This window comes from Xanthomonas sp. 3793 (genome assembly GCF_024806835.1).
Classification (GTDB): Bacteria; Pseudomonadota; Gammaproteobacteria; order Xanthomonadales; family Xanthomonadaceae; genus Xanthomonas; species Xanthomonas arboricola_F.
Genome location: NZ_JANTYU010000002.1, coordinates 412,074 through 433,482 on the forward strand (window position 1 = coordinate 412,074; position 21,409 = coordinate 433,482).

General features: G+C 61.6%; 14 protein-coding genes. 7 read left to right on the top strand and 7 right to left on the bottom strand.

Annotation, left to right across the window (positions count from 1 at the left end; translation table 11 throughout):
• Positions 1–9: 9 nt before the first annotated feature.
• Entirely contained in the window at positions 10–1,134 is a 1,125-nt protein-coding gene (locus tag FHY18_RS08060; protein WP_259153327.1) for a pyridoxal phosphate-dependent aminotransferase, read from the top strand.
• A gap of 108 nt (positions 1,135–1,242) precedes the next feature.
• Here the strand turns inward: FHY18_RS08060 and FHY18_RS08065 are convergent, their stop codons facing one another.
• Positions 1,243–3,507 carry a methyl-accepting chemotaxis protein gene (locus FHY18_RS08065; protein WP_259153330.1) on the bottom strand — a complete coding sequence of 755 codons (2,265 nt, stop codon included), beginning with the start codon at positions 3,505–3,507 and terminating at the stop codon, positions 1,243–1,245.
• Positions 3,508–3,818: 311 nt separating this feature from the next.
• Here FHY18_RS08065 and FHY18_RS08070 point away from each other — a divergent pair, with 311 nt between their 5' ends.
• The 4 genes from FHY18_RS08070 (at position 3,819) to FHY18_RS08085 (ending at position 7,557) form a co-directional block, all read left to right on the top strand.
• A complete protein-coding gene (locus FHY18_RS08070) occupies positions 3,819–4,112 on the top strand; it encodes a hypothetical protein (protein WP_259153331.1) in 294 nt (97 codons plus the stop codon).
• A gap of 757 nt (positions 4,113–4,869) precedes the next feature.
• Positions 4,870–6,798, top strand: a complete 1,929-nt coding sequence (locus FHY18_RS08075) for an alpha-L-fucosidase (RefSeq protein WP_259153977.1) — start codon at positions 4,870–4,872, stop codon at positions 6,796–6,798.
• 120 nt (positions 6,799–6,918) lie between these two features.
• Positions 6,919–7,200: a TetR/AcrR family transcriptional regulator gene (locus tag FHY18_RS08080; RefSeq protein WP_259153332.1), complete on the top strand. Its 282-nt coding sequence runs from the start codon at positions 6,919–6,921 to the stop codon at positions 7,198–7,200.
• Positions 7,201–7,203: 3 nt separating this feature from the next.
• The gene (locus FHY18_RS08085) at positions 7,204–7,557 is read left to right on the top strand and encodes a hypothetical protein (RefSeq protein WP_326521208.1); all 354 of its coding nucleotides are present in this window, start codon (positions 7,204–7,206) and stop codon (positions 7,555–7,557) included.
• Between the two features lie 43 nt (positions 7,558–7,600).
• Here FHY18_RS08085 and FHY18_RS08090 read toward each other — a convergent pair whose 3' ends face one another.
• Positions 7,601–8,518: a LysR family transcriptional regulator gene (locus tag FHY18_RS08090; RefSeq protein WP_259153334.1), complete on the bottom strand. Its 918-nt coding sequence runs from the start codon at positions 8,516–8,518 to the stop codon at positions 7,601–7,603.
• A gap of 184 nt (positions 8,519–8,702) precedes the next feature.
• On the opposite strand from FHY18_RS08090, the gene dctA reads away from it, so the two are divergent.
• Together dctA and FHY18_RS08100 are read left to right on the top strand one after the other, a co-directional pair.
• A complete protein-coding gene (dctA, locus tag FHY18_RS08095; protein WP_276577188.1) occupies positions 8,703–9,989 on the top strand; it encodes a C4-dicarboxylate transporter DctA in 1,287 nt (428 codons plus the stop codon).
• A gap of 28 nt (positions 9,990–10,017) precedes the next feature.
• The gene (locus FHY18_RS08100; protein WP_259153980.1) at positions 10,018–11,181 is read left to right on the top strand and encodes a mandelate racemase/muconate lactonizing enzyme family protein; all 1,164 of its coding nucleotides are present in this window, start codon (positions 10,018–10,020) and stop codon (positions 11,179–11,181) included.
• Between the two features lie 332 nt (positions 11,182–11,513).
• On the opposite strand, the gene FHY18_RS08105 is transcribed toward FHY18_RS08100, so the two are convergent.
• From FHY18_RS08105 to FHY18_RS08125, 5 genes are all read right to left on the bottom strand, one after another.
• Positions 11,514–12,089, bottom strand: a complete 576-nt coding sequence (locus FHY18_RS08105) for a hypothetical protein (protein WP_259153335.1) — start codon at positions 12,087–12,089, stop codon at positions 11,514–11,516.
• A 311-nt stretch (positions 12,090–12,400) separates the two neighbouring features.
• A complete protein-coding gene (locus FHY18_RS08110; RefSeq protein WP_259153336.1) occupies positions 12,401–13,402 on the bottom strand; it encodes a hypothetical protein in 1,002 nt (333 codons plus the stop codon).
• A 1,171-nt stretch (positions 13,403–14,573) separates the two neighbouring features.
• Positions 14,574–17,135: a beta-galactosidase GalA gene (galA, locus tag FHY18_RS08115; protein ID WP_259153337.1), complete on the bottom strand. Its 2,562-nt coding sequence runs from the start codon at positions 17,133–17,135 to the stop codon at positions 14,574–14,576.
• Complete coding sequence (locus FHY18_RS08120; RefSeq protein WP_259153338.1) at positions 17,132–18,334, bottom strand: arabinogalactan endo-1,4-beta-galactosidase; 1,203 nt, start codon at positions 18,332–18,334, stop codon at positions 17,132–17,134. The genes galA and FHY18_RS08120 overlap by 4 nt, the downstream gene beginning before the upstream one ends.
• Before the next feature lie 304 nt (positions 18,335–18,638).
• A complete protein-coding gene (locus FHY18_RS08125) occupies positions 18,639–21,326 on the bottom strand; it encodes a TonB-dependent receptor (protein WP_259153339.1) in 2,688 nt (895 codons plus the stop codon).
• Positions 21,327–21,409 lie beyond the last annotated feature (83 nt).

Below are 21,409 nucleotides of genomic sequence, written 5' to 3' on the forward strand. Positions count from 1 at the left end.
GCCACATGCATGCCTGTGCCATCGAACAGTTTCTGGGAGCAATGGCTCACCGCGCATCGCGCCAAGCCCGATGCCTGCGTCACCTATTCGCTGTCGCCATCGCCGCCGTTGCAGCGCTATCTGGCGCACCTGGATCCTGCGCAGTCGCTGGACTGGACCGGCGAGGACTATCAAGGTTTGCCACTGCTGCGCGAGCGGGTGCTGGCGCAGTATGGGTATGCCAGCACATGCGGGTTGCAGGATGTGTTGATCACCGCCGGCGCGCAGGAGGCGAACTATCTGGTGCTGACGCAATTGCTCGCTGCCGGCGACGAATTCGTCATCGATGCGCCGGGTTGGCAGCAACCGCTGGTGCTGGCAAGACAGATCGGTGCGATGCCCAAGTTGGTGACGCGTTTGGAGGCCTCCGGCTGGGCGCTGGATATCGACCAGCTCGAAGCGCTGGTCACGCCCAGGACCAAGCTCATTTTTCTGTGCAATCCCAACAACCCGACCGGGCGCGTGGAGAATCTGGCAACGCTGCAGCGCATCGTGGCGGCGGCAGAGCGCGTGGGGGCCTACATCCTGTCCGACGAGGTCTATCGCGGCCTGGAGTGGGATAGGCAAGAGACGCCACGCATCGCGGCTCTTTACGACCGCGGTGTGAGCACCGGCAGCGTATCGAAGTTGCTCGGCCTGCAGGGGTTGCGTACCGGCTGGATGGTGACGCGCGATCGAGCCCTGCTCAATGCGGCGATGGTGCTGCGCGAAAACACCAGCGAAATCATGAATGTGCTGGGAGAGCGCATTGCCGAGGTCGCGCTGCGACCGGAGCATTTCGATACTGCGGTCGCGCACTCGCGTGCGATGGGGCACGCTCGGATCGATCTGCTGGATCGCTTTGTCGCCGAACAGCCGGCACTGACCTGGCGGCGGCCGCAGGCAGGCCTGCTCGGTATGGCGCATCTGAACCTGCCGATCGACGCCGATGCCTTCAGCAGCCGGCTGCTGGCGCCGCCGTACAAGACGTTCGTGATGTCCGGTGGTGCGTACGCATACCCGCAGCACCTGCGCCTGGGGGCGGGTGGGGTGTCACCCGAGGAGCTGGAGCTGGGTCTTGCGCGGATGGCGCAGTTGCTGGCCGAATGGGGCTGATCGCTGTTTGGGCGTTATCGATTGAGACGTGCTTGGGCGCAACACAGAAGGCCGGCTGCTCACGCAGCCGGCCTTCGTAGTGCGCCATCTATTGCTGACAGCGACGGCTTAGAACTCTTGCCAATCTGCGCCACTGCTCGACGCGCTGGCGACAACCGCCTGCCTGACCGGGCGCTTGACCGATGCCGCGGCAGCCTGTGGCTTCGGTGCGGCAACGCCGGCCGGCTTCCTGGGATGCAGCACGGTCGGTGCGGCTGCGCGCGCAACCGACGGGCGTTCGGCTTCGATCTTGAAGATCGACACCGCCTGCCTGAGCTGTACCGCCTGTTCTTCCATCGACCGTGCGGCGGCGGTGGCTTCTTCCACCAGCGCGGCATTCTGCTGCGTGGTTTCGTCCATCTGGGTGACGGTGAGGTTGACCTGCTCGATACCGGCCGACTGCTCCTGCGAGGCGGCGGAGATCTCGCCCATGATGTCGGTGACGCGCTGCACGCTGGCGACGATCTCGGCCATGGTGGTGCCGGCGCTGTGCACCAGTGTCGAGCCTTCGGCCACGCGCTCGACCGAATCGTCGATCAGGCTCTTGATCTCCTTGGCCGCAGCCGTGGAACGCTGGGCGAGGGTGCGCACTTCGCTGGCGACCACCGCAAAACCGCGGCCCTGCTCGCCAGCGCGTGCCGCTTCGACCGCTGCGTTCAACGCCAGGATGTTGGTCTGGAAGGAGATGCCGTCGATGACGCTGATGATGTCGGCGATCTTCTTGGACGATGCCTCGATGCCGGTCATGGTGCCCACGACCTTGCTGACGATGTCGCCGCCCTGCGAGGCGACGCTTGCGGCACCGATCGCCAGCTGATTGGCCTGGCGTGCGTGTTCGGCGTTCTGACGCACGGTGGAAGTGAGTTCTTCCATCGATGCGGCGGTTTCTTCCAGATTGGCCGCTTGCTGCTCGGTGCGTTGCGACAGGTCCTGATTGCCGGCGGCGATCTCGCTGGCGGCCGAATTGATCGATACCGCCGAGTGCTGGATGCGCCCGACGATCTCGGCCAGTTGCGCGGCGGTGGCATTGGCGTCGTCGCGCATCTGTGCGAACACGCCCTTGAACTCGCCGCTCATGCGGGCGGTGAGATCGCCGGCGGCGATGGATTGCAGCAACGACGACAGCGACTGCAGATTGCCGTCGGCGGTGGCCATCAGCTGGTTGAGGCTGTCGACCATGATGTGGAAGTCGTACTGGAAGCGGGCCGCATCGCCGCGCGCGCTGAAGTCGCCATTGGCCGCCGACACTGCCAGCTGCTTGATTTCGGCATTCATCGCCGACAGGTTGGCCTTGACCTCGTTCATGGTCTGGGTGAGGACGGCTTTTTCGCCGGGCAGCGCGTCCATGCTCTCGCTGAGGTCGCCAATCGCATAGCGGCCCATGATGCGCGCGAGCGTGGTCTGCACCGCAAGATGCGAGGCGACCAGGGTGTTGGTGTCGTGCGCCATGCGGCCGTAATCGCCGGGAAATGCATTGGCATCGATGCGGAAGCTGATCTGGCCGTCGTTGTGGCGCTTGGCCATCTCGGCTTGCGCGCGCAACAGGGACTGCAACTGGGTCTGCATGCCGCTCATGGCGCGCAGCAGGCGGCCGGTTTCGTCCTGCGCGTCTGTCTGCACCTGGTTGTCCAGCTGGCCCTTGGCGATCGCTTCGGCTGCCTTGGTGGCACGGGCCAGCGGATGGGTGAGGCTGCGGGTGATCAGCCAGGCCAGCAGGCCGCTGATCGTGACCACGGCAACGCCGCCGATCAACAGCAGCAGCTTGGCGCGATTCATCGATTGCACGGCTTCGGTGTACGCCTGCTGGCTCTGTTGTTCCTGCCGGGTGACCAGTTCGCGGATCTTTTCCTGCCAGGCCAAAGTGGCAGGCCTGGCTTTTTCGTTCAGCAGCGTTTGCGCCGCGGTGTTGTCGTTCCTGGCGGCCAACGCCATCACCTGGTCGTTGAGCGTGCCCGAGATGGCACGCTTGGCATCCATCTCGGCCCGGATCTTGCGACCTTCTTCGGAGCTGGGCAGGGTGTCGAGCTTGGCGCGCAAGTCGTTGTAGCGTTGCCGTTGGGTCTTGATCGTCGCGACCGCGTCATCGTTGAGTTGGTCACTGGTGGCCATGGCGTAGGTGCCCAGCGCGATCATGATCGACGAGTTGGCATCCAGCATCCCGTTGCCCATCTGGATCTTGGCCATGCGGTCCAGCACGATGAAATCCAGTTGTTTTCTGGCGCTGGCCATCGAGCTCAGCCCGATGGCGACAAGCAGGCCCGACAGCAGGATCAACAGGCCGAAGGCGGCGCCGAGGCGGCGGCCGACGGAATAGCGTTGGAGTAAGGCGGTCATGCGGCAATCCCAGGTGCGAGTCGAAGGGTGCCGTCTGGGCAACTGCGTGAAGAACGCATGAGTGTCGGGCCGGCGTGTGGATAACGACGCGCCATTGGGAAACTTGACCCCACTGTACCGCTCGGATTTAGCTGCAGATTGCCTTCGGCAGCGGTCAGGAATTGCCCGACTGGCGAGTGCTGCGTGAAGGCGCGCAGACTACCAAAGCGGCTGGACTGCGCGCTGTCATCCAGGCGGCCGGCTGCTGCACGGTATCGTTGCGGCCGCCACGTTAGAGTGGTTTGCCAACGATTAACTACGACACGCCGCGCATGGATAACCGCAATCAGGAATGGATGCAGGCCGTCACCGACGCGCTCAGCGATCTGCTGGCCGCGCGTGTGGCGCAGGCCACGCTGCTGGAAGCCATGCTGGTTTCGCATCCCGATCCGGTGGCCTTGAGGAAGGCCTGGGACGAGTTGTCGTCTCAGCGGATCGCGATCGTTGCACAGAACAAGGCCGTCGCGTCGGTGGAACGCCCCATGGACGAGTACACGCTGGAACAATTCCAGGCCTGGGAAGAAAAGTTTCGCCGCTATTTTCCGCGCGATGTGGGTGGGCCGTAGGTCCACGGGCGCGCCTTTTCGTCGCCGTAGAAAACACAAGGCAAGTGACGGAGCGCATTGTATTTTTCACGGCGCATGTTTGTTTGGCCCGATGCTAGTGCTCTGCATAACCTGCATAACCTGCATAACCTGCAGAATCTCTGAAGTTCAAAGGCAGTGCCTGGAGGACGCGCCTAGTGGGTTTGAGCTTGGCAAAACGCCGCGGGATGCGGGGCTCATTCAGCGTTTCGTCCATCGCTGGATCGCGCAAGACCTGTCAACGCTGCAGTAGAGCAATCCACACCAGCCTCGTCACTGCGTACGGCTGACGAACAGGGCGTCCTGACATCGAGGAGTGCGCGCAATCAGCCCGAGCAATTGCTGCCACACAAGGTCCTGTGGACCCTGCAATGCAGTGCAAGCCAAACGATAAGGTCTGCGGTCAATCTTGATGACAAAACTTGGCGGGTGCTGGCTAGTCCAGACTGTCTTGCGGTCTTGGCGGGGTGTCATCCAGTCATTGTTTGTCCTGTCCGCGGAACTCGCTTCGCGTGCGGAAAGACGAGCCGCCCTGCTGGCACCACAGCGCAGCGTGGGATGAGACAAGCGGCGGTTGAACCACGCATCGTTGCAGCTCGCTTCGCACGCTGTTCAGTGACAGCCGCGCAGTGGCCTGCTTGCGCGCGTTGCCTTGCATCACTGCCGGTTGCGTCGTTGCGAGGACTCATTCGCCTTTGAAAAAGCTAAGATCGAAACTTGTGCAAAGTCGGAGGCGCCAATGATCGATCGTCGTACCTTTCTTGCCACGGGCGTGGTAGCCGCTGCTGCCAGCTTCAGTTCCCCGGCGGCGCGGATCTCACAGACGCCGCGCGCAAACGGGCCGGCACCGTGGGGTGCGGTTCCTAGCAAGCGCCAGCTGCGGTGGCATCGGTGGGAGCAATATGCTTTCGTGCATTTTGCGATGAATACCTTCACCGACAAGGAATGGGGCTACGGCGACGAGGATCCGGGCAAATTCGACCCCAGCGATTTTTCGGCCGATCAGATTGTCGCTGCTGCCAAGGCCGGCAATCTGAAAGGGCTCATTTTCACGGCCAAGCACCACGACGGCTTCTGCCTCTGGCCGACGCGCTTGACCGAGCATTGCATCCGGAACTCGCCGTACAAGAACGGCAAAGGCGACATCGTCGGTGAGATGGCCGCGGCGTGTCGACGCGCCGGCCTGGCATTCGGCATCTATCTCTCTCCCTGGGATCGTAACCACGCCGAGTATGGGCGCCCCGGCTACCTCGACTATTTTCGCAAGCAGATCGTCGAACTCTGCACGGGCTATGGCGAGCTGTTCGAGTTCTGGTTCGACGGCGCCAATGGTGGCGACGGCTATTACGGTGGAGCGCGCGAAGCGCGCAAGATCGATGCGCCTGCTTACTACAACTGGCCAAAAATGATTGAGTTGGTGCATCTGCACCAGCCGATGGCCTGCACCTTCGATCCGCTCGGCGCCGATATTCGCTGGGGTGGCAACGAGGACGGTATCGCTGGTGATCCATCCTGGCCGACCATGCCCAATGCGCCCTACACACAGGAAAACGGCAACTCCGGGGTGCGCAGAGGGGCGCTGTGGTGGCCGGCCGAAACCAACACCTCGATCCGCCCGGGCTGGTTCTACCATGCCGATGAAGATGGCAAGGTGCGCAGCCCGGAGAACCTGGTGCGCTATTTCGACACCTCCGTCGCGCGCGGCACCAACATGAACCTCAATCTCCCGCCCGACCGACGCGGCCGCATCGCCGACCACGACGTGGCAGTGCTGCAGAGTTTCGGCGACGCAATCCGCGCCAGCTTCGCCATCGATCTGGCCAAGGGCGCCAAGGCCAGCGCCAGCGCGTCGCGCGGTCCTGGCTTCGAGCCGGCGCGCGTGCTTGATCGGCAGCCGGACAGCTACTGGTCCACGCCGGATGACCTCACCACGCCCACGCTGACGCTGGACCTGTCGGCGGTGCACAGCTTCGACCTGATCCGGCTGCGCGAGTATTTGCCGCTGGGCGTGCGCATCACTCGCTTCGCGGTCGAAGCCGAGGTCGATGGGCAATGGCGTCGGCTGGCCGAAGCGCAGTGCATTGGTGCGCAGCGCATCGTGCGGCTGGAGCGCCCGATCGCCGCGCGCCGGGTGCGTTTGGTCGTGCTTGAGGCGCCGGTGTGCCCGGCAATCAGCGAATTCGCGTTATTCCGGGCCGTGGCGCCAGTGCCGGTTGCGCGGCCGATGGCGAATGCGCCGGACGTGCTGTCCACCGCTGGCTGGCACATCGTCGAGGCGAGCGCGCCCGGGGCGGAAAAATTGCTCGACGACGATGCCAGCACGATCTGGATCACGCCCGCGCCCACGCCGGGCCATCCCGCGCAGGCGACCATCGATCTGGGCGCGCTGCGTCAGGTGGCCGGTTTCAGCCTCACGCCCTCGCGCACGGTGATGAACGGTGCGGCGCCACCGAAGGGCTATCGCGCCGAAACCAGCGAAGATGGCAAGCACTGGCAGCCGGCCGGCGCCGGCGAGTTGTCCAATATCGCCTATGCGCTCTCGACCCAGCGTCTGAATTTCCCCGAGGTCCGCCAGATCCGCTACCTGCGGTTGTCGTTCGCGGAGACGGCGGTGCCCGCTGAGCGGCTGGCGATTGCGGGGATCGGCGCGTTCTCGCGCTTGCGATAAGGACTTGCGCTCCCTCGCGACCACGCGCCGCGAGGGGAAGCATCCGGGGTGACGGAGTTTGGCGGAATTGAGACGCGTCAAGCGACGCGATGGCGCCAGAAATCGCCGCATTCAGACCACGTGGCGAACCTGGAATTCATCCAGGGGCATGGCGCGCTCGTCGTTGCCTTGGCCATACAACTTGGTGCGAACGCCTGGCGGCACCAGCTCGATGACTTGCACGTTGCTGTCGGCCAGTTGCATACGCAAGCGTTCGGTGAAGGAGTGCACGGCGGCCTTGCAATTGCCAAGAAGGCGGGTGTCGGGCAGGGAACTTTCTGCCGGCACTTCCCGACCCGGGAGGCCTTGGTGATCGAGGTCTATCGCCACGAAATGCTGCAGGTCACCGGTTTAGCCGAGTAGCTGCTGAAGACGCTTCGGCCGGAGCAAGCACTCCGCGAATGGATGAACCGCCTGGCCGAATACGCCATCACCAAGGCGGGTCTGGCGGATGCACTGCGGACCGTCGCCAACGCGAAAGAATGCGAGGGCAATGCAGGCTATGCATCCGTGATCGCTGCCGCGCAACTGCTGCTCGATGCCAACGAGAAGGCCGGAACGATCCGTCCGGGGGTCACCACAGACAAGTTTTTCCTGGCCATTGCGGGTATCTGGCAGATAGACGCTACCGAGAACTGGCAGCCCCGCCTGACCTGGCTGATGGAGACGGTCATGGAGGGGTTATGCGCGGGAGCGCCTGGCCAGCCCACAAGCGGATAGCGGCATTAGGCTTGCAGTCTGGAAACGTGCAGCGCCACGTGTGTTAGTGCTGCAACTTGCCCTGCTTGAGCTTTTGCCACATGTCTTCGGCCTGCTGGGACAAGCTGCCGATGTGGCGTATCAGACAGATCTCCGTGCTGATATCCCACTGCGTGTGTCCGGGCGCTGCATGGACGAGCCGCCCCTTGGCGACGTCCTCTTCCACCAGCGTGCGCGGCAGCCAGGCCACCCCGCCACCGGAGCGGCACATGGCCAGCAAGGTCGCGGCAAGGTCGGAGGTGAGTGCAGGGGTCAGGCGTGCTTCCACGTCCTTGAACGCCGGATGCCCGGCGATGATGCGGCCCAGCCCGGAATCTGCGCTGTAAGACAACAAGGGCATTGCATCGGTGGAAGCGAGCGACCAACGCGGGCTGCCGTCGCTATTTTCCTTCGGTGCACTGAAGGGTTGCAGCACATCGCTGCCAACCACAACGCGCTCGAAGTGTTCGGGATCCAGCCCAAGCGGCATGCGCGGATGATGGTGGCACAGCAGGAATTGCGCTGCCCCTTGCTGCATCAGTTTTTCGCACGCCCTGAGCGTGTCGGAGACCAGCTGAAACGCGCCGATGCCGGTGTTCGATTCGATGCGTCTTACAAAGGCCGGAAAGAAGGTGAAGGAGAGAACATGTGTGGCAAGGAATGCCAACGCAGGCCGTTGTTGTCCGGCCACCTCAAGCGCTTCCTGCCGCGCGGCGTAAATCGCCGCGGCCAATCCGGATGCCTTGCGAACGAAGGCTTCTCCAGCCGGCGTCATCAGCACCTCTTTGCGCGAACGCGTAAACAGCGGCGTTCCCAGCCATTCTTCGAGGGCATGAATACGCCGACTGAAGGCCGGCTGGGTGACGAAGCGACGCTGTGCCGCGCGCGAAAAATTGAGGGTGTCAGCCAATGCCAGGCAGTCTTCGAGCCATGTCAGTTCCATGATGCCGATTGTGCATCAAGCGCATAAAAAAGGCATTGGCAGCGCTTGGGAGGTGCCCCTTACGCTCTGACTCGAGCTTGCAACGCCTCGACACGCAGGTCGTCCGGCAAGCGGCAATTCCGGTGAATTCGCATGTCGACGGGAGCGGGCGATCATGCAGAAAAGAAGTGGCATGAGAGGGGCGTTGAGCCAACTCTATGTGCAGGTCTTGATCGCCATCGTCATTGGTGGCCTGGTGGGCTATGTCTGGCCGCATCTGGGTGTGGTCATGCAACCTGCTGCAGAGGGTTTCATCAAGCTGATCAAGATGCTGTTGGCCCCCATCATCTTTGGAACGGTCGTGGTTGGGATCGCCAAGATGGGAAGTGTCAGAGAGGTCGGAAAAACCGGCATCAAGGCGCTGATTTACTTCGAGGTCGTCTCGACACTGGCGCTGGCGATCGGTCTTGTCGTGGTGAACATCATCCGGCCGGGCGATGGCATGAACATCGATGCCGCATCGATCGACAGCAGCGCGATTGGCCAGTATGTCGATCGTGCAAAAGACGACGCGGGCATGGTGGATTTTGTGTTGAACATCATTCCCACCACGTTGGTGGATGCCTTTGCCAAGGGCAACATGCTGCAGGTCATTCTGGTGTCGGTGCTGTTTGCAGTGGGGCTGTTGCAGCTGGGCGAGCGTGGCAAGCCGCTGGTCGATCTCATCGATAACGGGCTGCAGGCGCTGTTCAAGATGATCAACATGGTGATGCGGCTCGCGCCGCTGGGTGCCGGGGCAGGCATCGCTTTCACGATCGGCAAGTATGGCCTGGCCACCCTGTGGTCGCTTGGGCATCTGATGTTGGCCGTCTACGTGACCTCGGCACTGTTCGTTTTCGTGGTGCTGGGAGCGATCGCGCGGTGGACCGGCTTTCCGCTGCTGCGCCTTCTGCGGTTCATCAAGGACGAACTGCTTGTCACGTTCGGAACCTGTTCGACCGAAGCCGTTCTGCCGCGCATGATGATGAAGCTCGAACTGGCCGGTGTGCGCAAATCGACGGTTGGCCTGGTTCTGCCAACGGGATACACCTTCAATGCGGATGGCACCTGTATCTATCTGACCATGGCGGCCATTTTCGTCGCGCAAGCGACCAATACACCGCTGCCGGTCTATCAACAAATCGCACTGCTTGGCGTGTTGTTACTGACCTCGAAAGGGTCTGCTGGCGTCGCTGGCGCGGGTTTTGTCGCGTTGGCAGCAACGCTTTCCACCATCGACACGGTGCCTGTTGCAGGGCTGGTGCTTTTGCTGGGCGTCGATCGCTTCATGAATGAGGCCAGGGCGGTGGTCAATCTGATCGGTAACAGTGTTGCCACGCTTGCGATCGCCAAGTGGGATGGCGCGCTGGATATCTCCAAGACCGAGGACATCATTCGTCGTCAACAGGCGGGCGAGCCAATGCCTGTTGCAGCCTCTTCAACCGATTCATAACTCACCACACCTCGCGGGAGACTACCCAATGCGTATCATCGATGTCGTCGAAATCACCAAGCCGATCTCCTCGCCGATCCGTAACGCCTACATCGACTTTTCCAAGATGACCGCCAGTCTGGTGGCGGTGGTCACCGATCAGGTGCGCGACGGCCGTCGGGTCGTCGGCTACGGATTCAACTCCAATGGGCGCTATGGACAGGGCGGACTGATACGCGAGCGGTTTCGCGATCGCATTCTGGAAGCCGAGAGCGCTGCGTTGTGCAACGACGCCGGCGACAATCTGGATCCTTCCAGGATCTGGACGGCGATGATGTCCAACGAGAAGCCGGGCGGTCATGGCGAGCGCTCGGTGGCGGTGGGCACGCTGGATATGGCGGTCTGGGATGCCACCGCCAAGATTGCCGGTCTGCCGCTGTTTCGTTATCTGGCGCAGATAAAAGGCTGTCAAGCCAATCCCCGCGTCTTTGTCTATGCAGCCGGTGGCTACTATTACCCGGGCAAGGACAACAGCGCCCTGCGCAAGGAGATGCGCGGCTATCTGGATCGTGGTTACAACGTGGTCAAGATGAAGATCGGTGGCGCCTCCATCGACGAGGACCGCGGCCGCATCGAGTCGGTGCTTGAGGAAATTGGCGGCCAGGCGCGTCTGGCGGTCGATGCGAACGGTCGCTTCGATCTGGAGACCGGCATCGCCTACGCCAAGATGCTGCGCGACTACCCACTGTTCTGGTATGAGGAAGTCGGGGATCCGCTCGACTACGCGCTACAAGCCAGCCTGAGCGAATTTTATCCAGGACCGATGGCGACGGGTGAAAACCTGTTCTCGCACCAGGATGCACGCAACTTGCTGCGCTACGGCGGCATGCGCCCGGATCGCGATTATCTGCAGTTCGACTGCGCGCTGTCTTACGGCCTGGTGGAATATCTCCGCACGCTGGAGGTGCTCGAGCAGTTCGGCTGGTCGCCCGCGCGTTGCATCCCGCACGGTGGTCATCAGATGTCGCTCAACATTGCCGCAGGCCTGGGTTTGGGCGGCAACGAGAGTTACCCGGATCTGTTTCAGCCGTATGGCGGGTTTCCGGACGGCGTAAAAGTTCAAGACGGGCACATCGTGATGCCGGAATTGCCAGGCATCGGTTTCGAGGGCAAGTCCGACCTGATCAAAGTGATGCGCGAGCTTGCTGAGTAAGGATCGAGGTCACTGCTACAGCGACCTCGTGCCTGCCATTTCCGGCGAGTGCAGAGGCCACAACGAAGAAGCCATGATACGCAACCGATGCCTCAACAAGCGAGGGTACTCAGCACTGCTGCACGCTGCCGTAGAGCTCAAATCATGGAAACGTGCTGCAACAAGAACGGCCCGGTCAAACACTTGGCGATAAGACACCAGCCGCTGGTGTCCAGCGGCTGGCTGATAGCGATCGTATTACTCTAAAAATCTAATCACTATCTTATGCAGCACGGCGGACATAAAGCTTATGACAGCAGGACATCCACCTTCGACTTGCTGAACAGCGAGCGTCAGGTTTTGGTGTAGAGGCAAATCTGGCGTTCGAATTCAGGCAGGTAACCATCCACCGTCTGGCCTGCCCCATTGAACGTGCACAAGGTTCGACGTCCCCACTTGCCAGAGAAGTCCGATGCAGTGAAATGCGATGGACAGGCTGCAAACTGTCCGGGAACAGAATAGGTCTTAGCCGAGATCATCTTGATCCGCCCAATTCGCTCGCCAACCCAGTTGGCGGCCCTGCCCTCAAATCCAGGATCCGGTTGGCAAGTCAACGACTCGGCCCGCTCATGGCAAGCCGACCAGCTTTTACCCCCGCCGCCGCTCAGGGAAAATGCACCCCAGACGGGCGGGATGGGCGGTTCCCAACTTGCTCCGATATTAAAAGACTGCTCCACACACTGACTTGTCCCGGAGGTTTCCTGCCTCTGCGGGCATGCACCTCCGCCGCCTCTCAGGCAGGCAACGGCGTCCTTTGATATATTGACATAGGAAGCCTTTTGCTGATGCCCGAGCCATTGCTGGAAGTTGTCATGGATGGTCTGTGCATGCGCAGAACCGATGGTCATGACTGACAGAGCAACAGTCATCAAAACGTCTCGAAAACGTAGGCACCGATTAAATCTATGGCTATTTAACATAATTAAACTCCTCGGTAATTGGATAATATATTCACGCATCTGGTGACAAGTCGAACACCAAATTAGGGTGCATCAGCATGATGGGTATTTAAATAGATTGCATGAAATGCAAATACACCGATTACAAGCAGCTATTAAAAACGACCTTCCTTGCCAATCGTGGGTCAACTCCCTCGCGACTTCTCAGGCAACAGGGCTTTTACTGAAGTGAGCGAGTCATGATGTAAATACCGACTACGTGTCATAAGTTCGAGCTGGGGTTAGTGTCCTTGCAAGACCACCGAGTTGTAATGTGCGACTGCGGCAGCGGGAAGCGAACCTTGTGCGACAGCAGACGCAAGCGCGGACCGCAATGCCGGTGTCAGTTCCACATCGCCGCTAGAAACCGAGTAAAGCGTTTGATCGACCATCCATGGATTGGCGCCATCTTTTCTGACGAAGCCGGCTGCTAGGTTTGCTGCATCTTCGGGTGAAGAGAGTTGATATATTTTTTGCGCTGCGATTCCGCGCACCGATTTTTCTTGATCATTTGATACAAGCGAACTCATTTGCGAAATGGCTGCTTTGCGCAATTGAGCAGCGTCAGGCGAATCGTCCTTTTCAATTGTGCCGATGAGATTCAATGCTGCGACAGCTGTTCCGCTCCCAATGTCATGCGTACTGAGGTCAGCAATGGCATCGGCGATAACCGGTTTAGGAGCTTGGCCCGGAAATCCCGAATAGGTCTCATACATGTGTTGGTACGAGTCCTTTTCCTTGCTCTCCCATATCCGCTTGGCCTCGTCCAGCATCACTCCACGACCCACCGGACTAACTGCGAGCATGTTCCGCATGAGGTCGCGCTGCATCGCTTTTTTTGCAGGAATCTGACTGTAATAGTCGGAGACCGCTTTTCGGACCTCCTTGTCGCCTTCAAGCGCCAACGCAAGCCGATAGGCAAAGGCGTCTCGTTCCGCCAGTGTCATTGTTTTGTCTGAATAAAGCCTTAAAAAAAAGCCGTTGAGATGCGATACAACATCGCTTGCTGTGAAAGGCCGATCGGTCGCTGCAGGGTCCGAAAAGTCGGATACATCCCACTGCCCATTAGCGTTACGAGTGGGAGACGCGCTTTTTAACGTTGAATGATTGGAACTAGCTGATTTTGTGGTTCCAGATGTAGTCGTCGTAGTAGCACGTGCACCATGTACGAAGTAAAATGCTGTTGCAGCTAAGATCCCTGCGGCAAGAACGGAAACGAGGATTGGTTTCGTCGATCTGGACACTGATTAACTCCTGCACTCTATTGGAGACTACTTAAGGGCGCGGCCGCGCGATCACGTCGCGACAATTGCCCGTCATACCTATTTATAGAAAAATGTGTCTAAATGAAATATATTTACTTGCCACGTTGAGGTGCGCCCCCGCAGTGAGGCTCCGAGACTTCGTATAATTCGAATCGAGCCGGTAAGGGCTTATCAAAATCAGGTTCGAATTGTTGTTGTCTCCGATTAACGTACATGTTCAAGCAACGTTATCTGTGTCAGTTCTTGCCATTAATCGCCACGCGGCGTGATAAAGTTGGTTACTATCTTTACGTAAAATATTGCATGCAGGAAATAGCGAACTCGCGTGGCTATAAAGCGTCCGTTGATCTCAAAAGATAACCAGATCGTTGCGTGGAAAAGTGACCTGGAATTGCGAAGGGGGTTCGATTTAAGCGATGCATTACTCGATGGCTGAGGCTTTTTTTTGACACTCATGACGAGTCCAGGTGTGTCTTATATGGCTGTGGAATAGCGCAGGCTCATCGGGCGTTGATAGAGCAGCGCTTCAAACTATTTGCAGCACTCAAGAAAATAAATTTTTATCGTTTCGCTTTCGGCCAAGCGATATCGCCTTTCTGCCCGCTATGTGCGCCGCTAAGTTCAGTGCCGCCGCGCGCTGGGATGCACACGCAATGACGATTGCGGCGCCCCCTCTCGGAATGGTTTTTGCGAGTTGGCTCGTTTGGCAGCAATACGTACGCGGCTGCACAACGCCATGTGCGCTGACGTCCAGACCGAGAAACGTGACCTTGTGCAAAATCGGCGCGTGGGAACAAGCGGTCATCTGCTCGATTGCTTGTCGGAGCGAATAGATGTGCAAGAACGTCCCAGTACTGCTTTGCCACTGAGACTGTCTCTCGGCAAGCGCGTCCGTCAGCGTTATTGCTTCCCGACTGGCCGTTGGGTAGGAAGTGCTGCCAGCATTGAGCGATGATCGGTGAAGTCCCCGTAGAAGATCGCAGGTGGCTCAAGCCACAAAAATTCACGCGGCGAAGTCAGGCGCCGCTTCAGGGATGTCGGGCCTGTACGGCGCGCCCTGTCGATCACCGTGGCGACCGAGGACTCCACTGCCCGCGCCGATCAGAAGCACGGGACTGGGCATGGGCGAACTGCACCTGGTGGTCTAGGTTCAGTCCACCGACGGCCGCAAGGCCGACTTGGCAGCCTGCAGACGCAAGGTGGCCGATGTCAGACCTGGCGCACTGGCCTGCAACAGAATGTCGCCAGCCTTTCGCGTTGTTTGGAGTAGCGCCGCACATAGGCCGTTGAACGCTTTACGCTGCGCTGCCTTGTCGTCCTCGTGGCTGCTGGGGTCGCCGTTGCCGACGCCGATCAGCTTGCCTGCGCCGTGCACGGCGAACTGCACTTGCGTGTCGGCAGTGGGAACGAGGCGGCCTTGTGCATCGACAATCTCTACCTTGATCACTGCAACATCTTCTGCGTCGGCGCGCAGCGCCTTGCGATCGCAACTCAAGCGGATCGCAGCCGGCTTGCCGACGGTCTCGCGGCGTTCGGTGAGCACCAGCTTGCTGCCGCGATAGCCGCGCGCTTCGATCACGCCTGGCGCATACGCGACGCGCCATTCCACATGCCCGTAGGCCGGCACGTGTTGCAGGCCCTGGCTGACGCCGTTGACCAGCAGTTCTACCGCTTCGAGATTGCTGTGGCACCAGACGGCGACGCGTCCCTTGTCGTCGGGCTGCAGCAGGCCGTCCCAGTTCCAGTGCGGAAACAGATGCAGCACCGGTTCGCTGGTCCATTGCGCGCGGTAGTACCAGTAGTTGTCCTTGGGAAAGCCGCAGCTGTCGAGCACGCCGAACTGCGAAGCGACATTCGGCCAGCGGTTGTAGGGTGTGGGTTCGCCGCGATAGTCGAAGCCGGTCCAGATGAAGCCGCCGGCGATGTACGGGCGTTGCGCGACATAGCTCCACCAGGCTTCGGCGGTACTGGCCCACCATGGGTGCTCCAGGTCGTAGGCGCGGGTATAGCCGCGTGCGTCGTCGCGCTGGTAATTGCCTCGCACCGACACGGTGCTGCCGGTTTCGCTGCCGTAGATGGGGATGTCGGGGTATTGCGCGTGGAAGCCGTCCATCTGGCTGGTGCGGTAATTGAAGCCGACCACATCCACCACCTGGCCCACGCCGTCGCCAAAGCCCTTGTCCATGGCAAAGGTGGTGGGGCGGGTGGGGTCGAGCTGGCGCACGCGCTGCTGCATGCGCGCGACGATGCGCGCGCCGCGCTCGGTCACCTGCTGCGGTTCTTCGTTGCCGAGCGACCACAGGATCACGCTGGGATGATTGCGCCCACGCCGGACCATGGTTTCCAGTTCGCCCATCGCTTCGGGGTCGGTGGACATGCGTCGGGTTTCTTCGATCACGAACATGCCCAGTCGGTCGCACAGTGCGAGCAATTCGGGGGTGGCCGGATTGTGCGAGCTGCGATAGGCGTTGCAGCCCATCGATTTGAGCTGGCGCAGGCGCCATTCGTGCAGGGCGTCCGGGATGGCGGTGCCGACGCCGGCATGGTCCTGGTGGTTGTTGGTGCCGTGCAGCTTGAGCGGGGTGCCGTTCAACAGGAAACCGCGCTGCGCATCGAAGGCGATGCTGCGCACGCCAAACGGCGTGGCCACCGCATCGGTTGCCTTGCCATCGCTGTGCACGCTGGTGGTGAGCGTGTAGAGCTGCGGGGCGTCGATCGACCACAGGGCCGCCTGTCCCAGCGGGAGGGTCTGCTCAAGCAACTGCACCTGGCCCGGCGCCACCGTCACCACCGCGCTGACCGCCTTTGCAACCACGCGACCATCGGGTGCAGTGATGCTGGCCTGCACGCTGCACTGGCGCGGGGCAGTACCGTCATTGCGGACTTCGGCAGACACCTGCGCGGTGGCGCTGTCGCCGTGCACGGTGCTGCGCACGAACACGCCGTGCTGCGGCATGTGCAGCGGATCGGTCTTTTGCAGCCACAGATGGCGATAGATGCCGGCGCCTTCGTAGAACCAGCCTTCGCCCAGCGTGGCATCCACACGCACGGCAATCAGGTTGGGTTTGCCGTAGTCCAGCACTTCGCTCAGGTCGACCTCGAAGCCGCAATAGCCGCTGGCATTGCGCCCGACGATGTGGCCGTTGCAGAACACCACGCAATCGCGGAACACACCGTCGAACACCAGGCAGATGCGCTTGCCCAGATCGCTTGCCGGAATCTGCAGCGTGCGCCGATACCAGCCCACGCTGTTTTCCGGAAAGCTGGTCCCCAGCGCCTTGTAGCCGTGTGCGGCCGCCGGGTCTTCCTCGGTCATCGAGGCGGAGATCGGCTCCGGGCGGAACGGCAGTGTCACGGCCCAGTCGTGGGGCAGATCCACCTGCTGCCAGCTGCTGTCGTCGAAGGCCAGTTGCGCGCAGGTGGCGGTGTCCTTGCCGGCCTTGGCAAAGGTGCGTTGAAACGTGCCGAAGTCGAAATCGCGCGACGCATCGCCGGCATGGCCCAGATGAAAGCGCCACCCGAAATCCAATAGCAGCCGCTCGCGTGGTGCCAGCGTTGGGTCACCCAGTGGGCCAACCGGCACGGTGTTTTTGGCCGTTGCCGATGCGGCAACGCCGGGCACCAGGGCGGCAGCGGTGCCAACCGGTAGTGCCGCGCTCACGCCGCTCGCAAGCATGCCGCGCAGCAACGCGCGGCGATTGATGCCGGTCATGGCCGTGTCCTCGTGCCGGCGCCTGCCGGTTGTGCCGATGCAGGCGTGTGCACTGTGGGCACATACGAAGGTGGCGCGCCGGTGTATGGGTGGTGCATGAAGTCGATCGCCGGCAGCACTTCATTGCCATGCTTGAAATCGAAGAAGCTGGCGTTCTCCCATGACGAGCCGGTGCCCCAGCGCGTCTTGCAGCTGCTGCTGGTCCATGCCGGTTCCCAGTACACGACACCGGCACCGCCGGTGTCGATCACCAGCTGGGTGAGATCGATCATGTACCTGGACTGCCCTTGCGGCGTGGCCGGGTAGCCGGCAATCAGCGAGTCTTCGCCAAGCAGGTTGTGCGAGGTGTCGCCGGACTCCAGCGTCCACGGGTAGGCGGTTTCCACCACCACCACGTCGGCATCAAAGCGGCTGCGCAGGCGCTTGATGGTCTTGCCCAGTTGCGCCATCGATTGGGTGGACCACTTGCGGTAGTAGCTGATGCCGATCAGGTCGAAGTCGGTAACGCCGGCCTTGGTGGCGGCGGCGAACCACGGCTCCACATTTTCCGGTTGGGCGATATGCAACATCACCCGCGGTTTGATCGTCGAGCGCGCGCTCATGTCGCGCACCGCCTTGATGCCTGCGTTGAACAGTTTGGCGTTGCGTTGCCAGTCGATGGGGCGTTTCTTGTCCCAGGGCTGGCTGTCCATCAGGTCGGAATTGCTCTCGTTGCCCACCTGCACCAGTTCGGGCATCAGCCCGGCGCGGTCGAGCGCGCTGAGGGTGTCGTAGGTGAAACCGTAGAGCGTGCGCGCAAGCTCGTCGGTATCGGTGATGCTGGCCCAGGCCTTGGGGATCAGCTGCTTTTCGCCATCGGCCCAATCGTCGGAATAGTGCAGGTCCAGCAGTACCTGCATGCCCTGCGCACGCGCGCGTGCGATGGTCTTTTTGACATCGGTCAGGTCGCTGTACTTGGTCCAGCGTGCATCGTTCCACAACCGCACCCGTACCAGGTTGGCGCCATGCGCGTGGAACAGTTCGAATGGATCGGTGACCGCGCCGTTTTCGCGGTACTGCACGCCGCATTCCTCCATTTCGTTGACGTAGGACAGGTCCGCACCGAGATACAGCGTGGCGGGAGGCTGGGCGGCGTGTGCGGAAACGGACAATGCCAGCGCCAGCAGCGTCGGCGTCCAGAAGCGGCGTGTAGAGCGCATGCTATTCCTCGACAGATCAATCATGAAGCGGCCAACAGCATGCTGCATGTGGCCGTCGTGCGACGCAGGCGCTGTGCGGAATCGCAACCAGGGTTGCAGTTTGTTCCCGCGGATCGACTTCACTGGCCTGCTGCCCGGCGCAGCGTGCGCCGGATGCATATGTAGGGCTGCAATAAAGCATGACGGTGCAGGCGCCAGGGGCATGGCGGCCTGCACGGAACCGGCACGCATGACGCGTAGCTGCCGGTTCCTGTGTGCCGTCGATGCGTTGCCGGCGACTGCGCGTCATGGTTCGCCGCCATGCCTAGAAGCGGTACGTCGCTTCCAGCTGGTAACGACGGCCGAACAGCTGGTAGCCGCCATCGTCCTGATTGGCCAGGCGGTTGGGCTTGTTGTCGGTATAGGCGCGCAGCGGCTCGTTGGTGAGATTGCCGGCCTGGAAGCGGAAGCCCAGCTGTTTGCTGTACTGCCAGTTCAAGCTCAGGTCCACGGTGCCTTCGCTCTGCAGGCGTGCCAGCCGCGCTGCATTCCAGCCGTACACCACGGTGTAGGGGCTGTGGTACTTGTAGCCCACGCGTGCTTCGAAGGTGCCGTTGCTGTACCACAGGTCGAAGGTGCCGGTCTTGCGGGCCAGGCCGCTCAGCGGCAGCGGGTTGTCTTCCGGCGAGAATTCCTTGAGATTGGAATCCACCAGCGAATAGTTGGAATAGACGCCGAAGTTTTCCATGTGCGGGATGAAGAAGAACGGCGTCTGGAACGTGAGTTCCACGCCATTGATGTAGCCGCCACCGCCATTGAACGGTGCGCTGACCAGGTAGTCCAGGCCGTTGATCACTTCGCGGTCGGTCCGGTAGCCGATGCTGGAATCGACTTCCTTGCGATACACGGCCAGTGCAGCCAGCGCTTCCTTGTGGAAGTACCACTCGTAGGAGACGTCGACCTGGGTGGCCTCGAATGGGTCCAGCTGCGGATTGCCGCCGCTGCCGGTGAGCTGGCCGACGGTGACGGTGGGGTCGTCCAGGCGACGGCCGGTGCGCAGTTCGTCCAGCGGCGGGCGTGCGATGACCTTGGCCACCGCAAAGCGCAGGATGCGTTGATCGTCGATCAGGAAGTTGAGCGTCGCGCTGGGCAGTACGTCGGTGTACTCCTTGCTGTCGCTGCTGGCCTGCACCGTGCCGCCGACCGAATCGAAGCCGTTGCTGCTGGTCTTGGTGTTGACCAGGCGCACGCCGACGTTGCCGGTGACATCGGTGCCGAACAGCTGCGAGCTGAAGACCGCCTTGGCGAAGGCTTCGCGCACGTCTTCCTTGACGTTCCAGTGGTCGAGCATCTGCTCATTGAGCGTGGTCGGGTCGAAGCCGCCGAATCCGATCCGCGCGATCTCGCCCAGATTGCCGCCGGTCAGCGTGGGGACGTTCAAGTCGGGCATGGTGACCGGGTAGATCAGGTCCTGGTACGCCGAGATCGGTTGGTCGTAGCCGGACTGGTTGCTGATGAAATGCCGGTTCTGCTTTTCGCGCCGCGCCGCGCGTGCACCGAATTCCAGCGAGGTGAACGGGCCTGCATCGACCGAGCGGCTGGCATTGAGCGCCAGCGCGGCGATCTTGTCGCGCAGCGCCTGCGGTTCGGTCTGCCCGGCAATGCCGTATTCGGGCGTATCGGAGCTGGTGCTGATCGTGGGTGTCACGCTGCGGCGGAAATCGAACGACACCGTGTCCGGATTGCTGCCGAAGCGCACCGCCTGCCAGGTGTTGTCGCGTTTGGCCTGCGAGAACGACAGATCGCTGCCCAAGGTCCACACATCGCCGTTCCACTTGGCATTCAGGCCGCCGGCGGTGAGCGTCTTGACCTCGTTGTAGTGGCTGACCACATGGTCGACCTGCAGGTTGGAATTGGCCAGGGTGCCGGCCACCACGTCGCCGTCGACGATGGTGTAGGACGAGCCCGGCGTGGTGTACGGGTTGGTCGCGCCGGAAAAGGTACTGAAGGCCAGGCCGTTGAACCAGTTCTGCAGCTGGTCTTCGTCGATTTCGATGCGCGAATACAACCCGTCGAACTTCAACTCGAAATTGCCCGAGCGCCATTGCACGGTGCCCATCGCGCCGGTACGGGTCTGGTCGATCAGCTTGAGCTGATCGGCCGCGCCCCACGGGGTGGGATCCGGAGTGCCATCGCCATCGACGTCGCGCGAGGTGGTGGCATCGGTATAGCCCCAGCTGCCGATCGAGGAGCTGGCGTTCTTCTGCTTCTGATAGGTCGCGCCGAAGGCCACGGCCAGATTGTCGTTGAACTTGTGCACCCAGCTGGCGCCGAAGCGGCTGCCCCACGGGGTGTAGCCGTCCACGTCCTTGGCGTGGTCGTAGAACACCGGGCCGGCGGTGCCGACGAAGCCCGGGCCGGTGTAGTCCAGTGGGCTGATGGTGGAGATGTCCACGGTAGCGGCCAGACCGCCGGCGACCAGGTCGGCCGACTGGGTCTTGTAGACCTTGACGGTGGAGACGATCTCGGTGGGGAACACTTCCCAGCGCACCGCACGATTGGGCTCGGAGGAGGCGATTTCGCGCCCGTTGACGGTACCCATGGTCATGCGCGGGCCCAGGCCGCGCACGGTGGCCAGGCTCTCGTTGCCGCGGTCGCGGGTGCCGTTGACGCCGGGCAGGCGCACCAGCGCTTCGGCTACGGTGACGTTGGGCATCTGGCCCATGTTGTCTGCGGAGATCACTTCCATGACGTGATCGGACATCTGCTTGGCCTGCACGGCCTGATTCAGGCTGGCGCGCTGGCCGATCACGGTGATGTTGTCCAGCGTCACCGGTGCCTGCGCATTGCTGGCGCTGGTGTCGTTGGCTGGCGGCGCGGCGGGCGCGGTGTCCTGCGCTTGCGCACTGAACGCGGTGGCGAGCACGAAGGCGATGGTGGTGCAGAGGACGTCGCGGACCGGCGTGCGGCGCAGGCGCCGGCTGGCCGGGTGACCGGTATGGTGAACAGGCATCGGTTGATCCCTCCCAGGATTAAGTGACCGAATAAGTGATGGCGGCTGGTGCTGCCCGCCGGCGCCGACCTGGGTCTGGCGCG

What these genes read in the sequence shown, in the direction of transcription:
- FHY18_RS08060 (WP_259153327.1), top strand. Translation starts at nt 10, where the DNA reads ATGCCTGTGCCATCGAACAGTTTCTGGGAGCAATGGCTCACCGCGCAT.
- FHY18_RS08065 (WP_259153330.1), bottom strand. Translation starts at nt 3,507, where the DNA reads ATGACCGCCTTACTCCAACGCTATTCCGTCGGCCGCCGCCTCGGCGCC.
- FHY18_RS08070 (WP_259153331.1), top strand. Translation starts at nt 3,819, where the DNA reads ATGGATAACCGCAATCAGGAATGGATGCAGGCCGTCACCGACGCGCTC.
- FHY18_RS08075 (WP_259153977.1), top strand. Translation starts at nt 4,870, where the DNA reads ATGATCGATCGTCGTACCTTTCTTGCCACGGGCGTGGTAGCCGCTGCT.
- FHY18_RS08090 (WP_259153334.1), bottom strand. Translation starts at nt 8,518, where the DNA reads ATGGAACTGACATGGCTCGAAGACTGCCTGGCATTGGCTGACACCCTC.
- FHY18_RS08100 (WP_259153980.1), top strand. Translation starts at nt 10,018, where the DNA reads ATGCGTATCATCGATGTCGTCGAAATCACCAAGCCGATCTCCTCGCCG.
- FHY18_RS08105 (WP_259153335.1), bottom strand. Translation starts at nt 12,089, where the DNA reads ATGACTGTTGCTCTGTCAGTCATGACCATCGGTTCTGCGCATGCACAG.
- galA (WP_259153337.1), bottom strand. Translation starts at nt 17,135, where the DNA reads ATGACCGGCATCAATCGCCGCGCGTTGCTGCGCGGCATGCTTGCGAGC.
- FHY18_RS08120 (WP_259153338.1), bottom strand. Translation starts at nt 18,334, where the DNA reads ATGCGCTCTACACGCCGCTTCTGGACGCCGACGCTGCTGGCGCTGGCA.
- FHY18_RS08125 (WP_259153339.1), bottom strand. Translation starts at nt 21,326, where the DNA reads ATGCCTGTTCACCATACCGGTCACCCGGCCAGCCGGCGCCTGCGCCGC.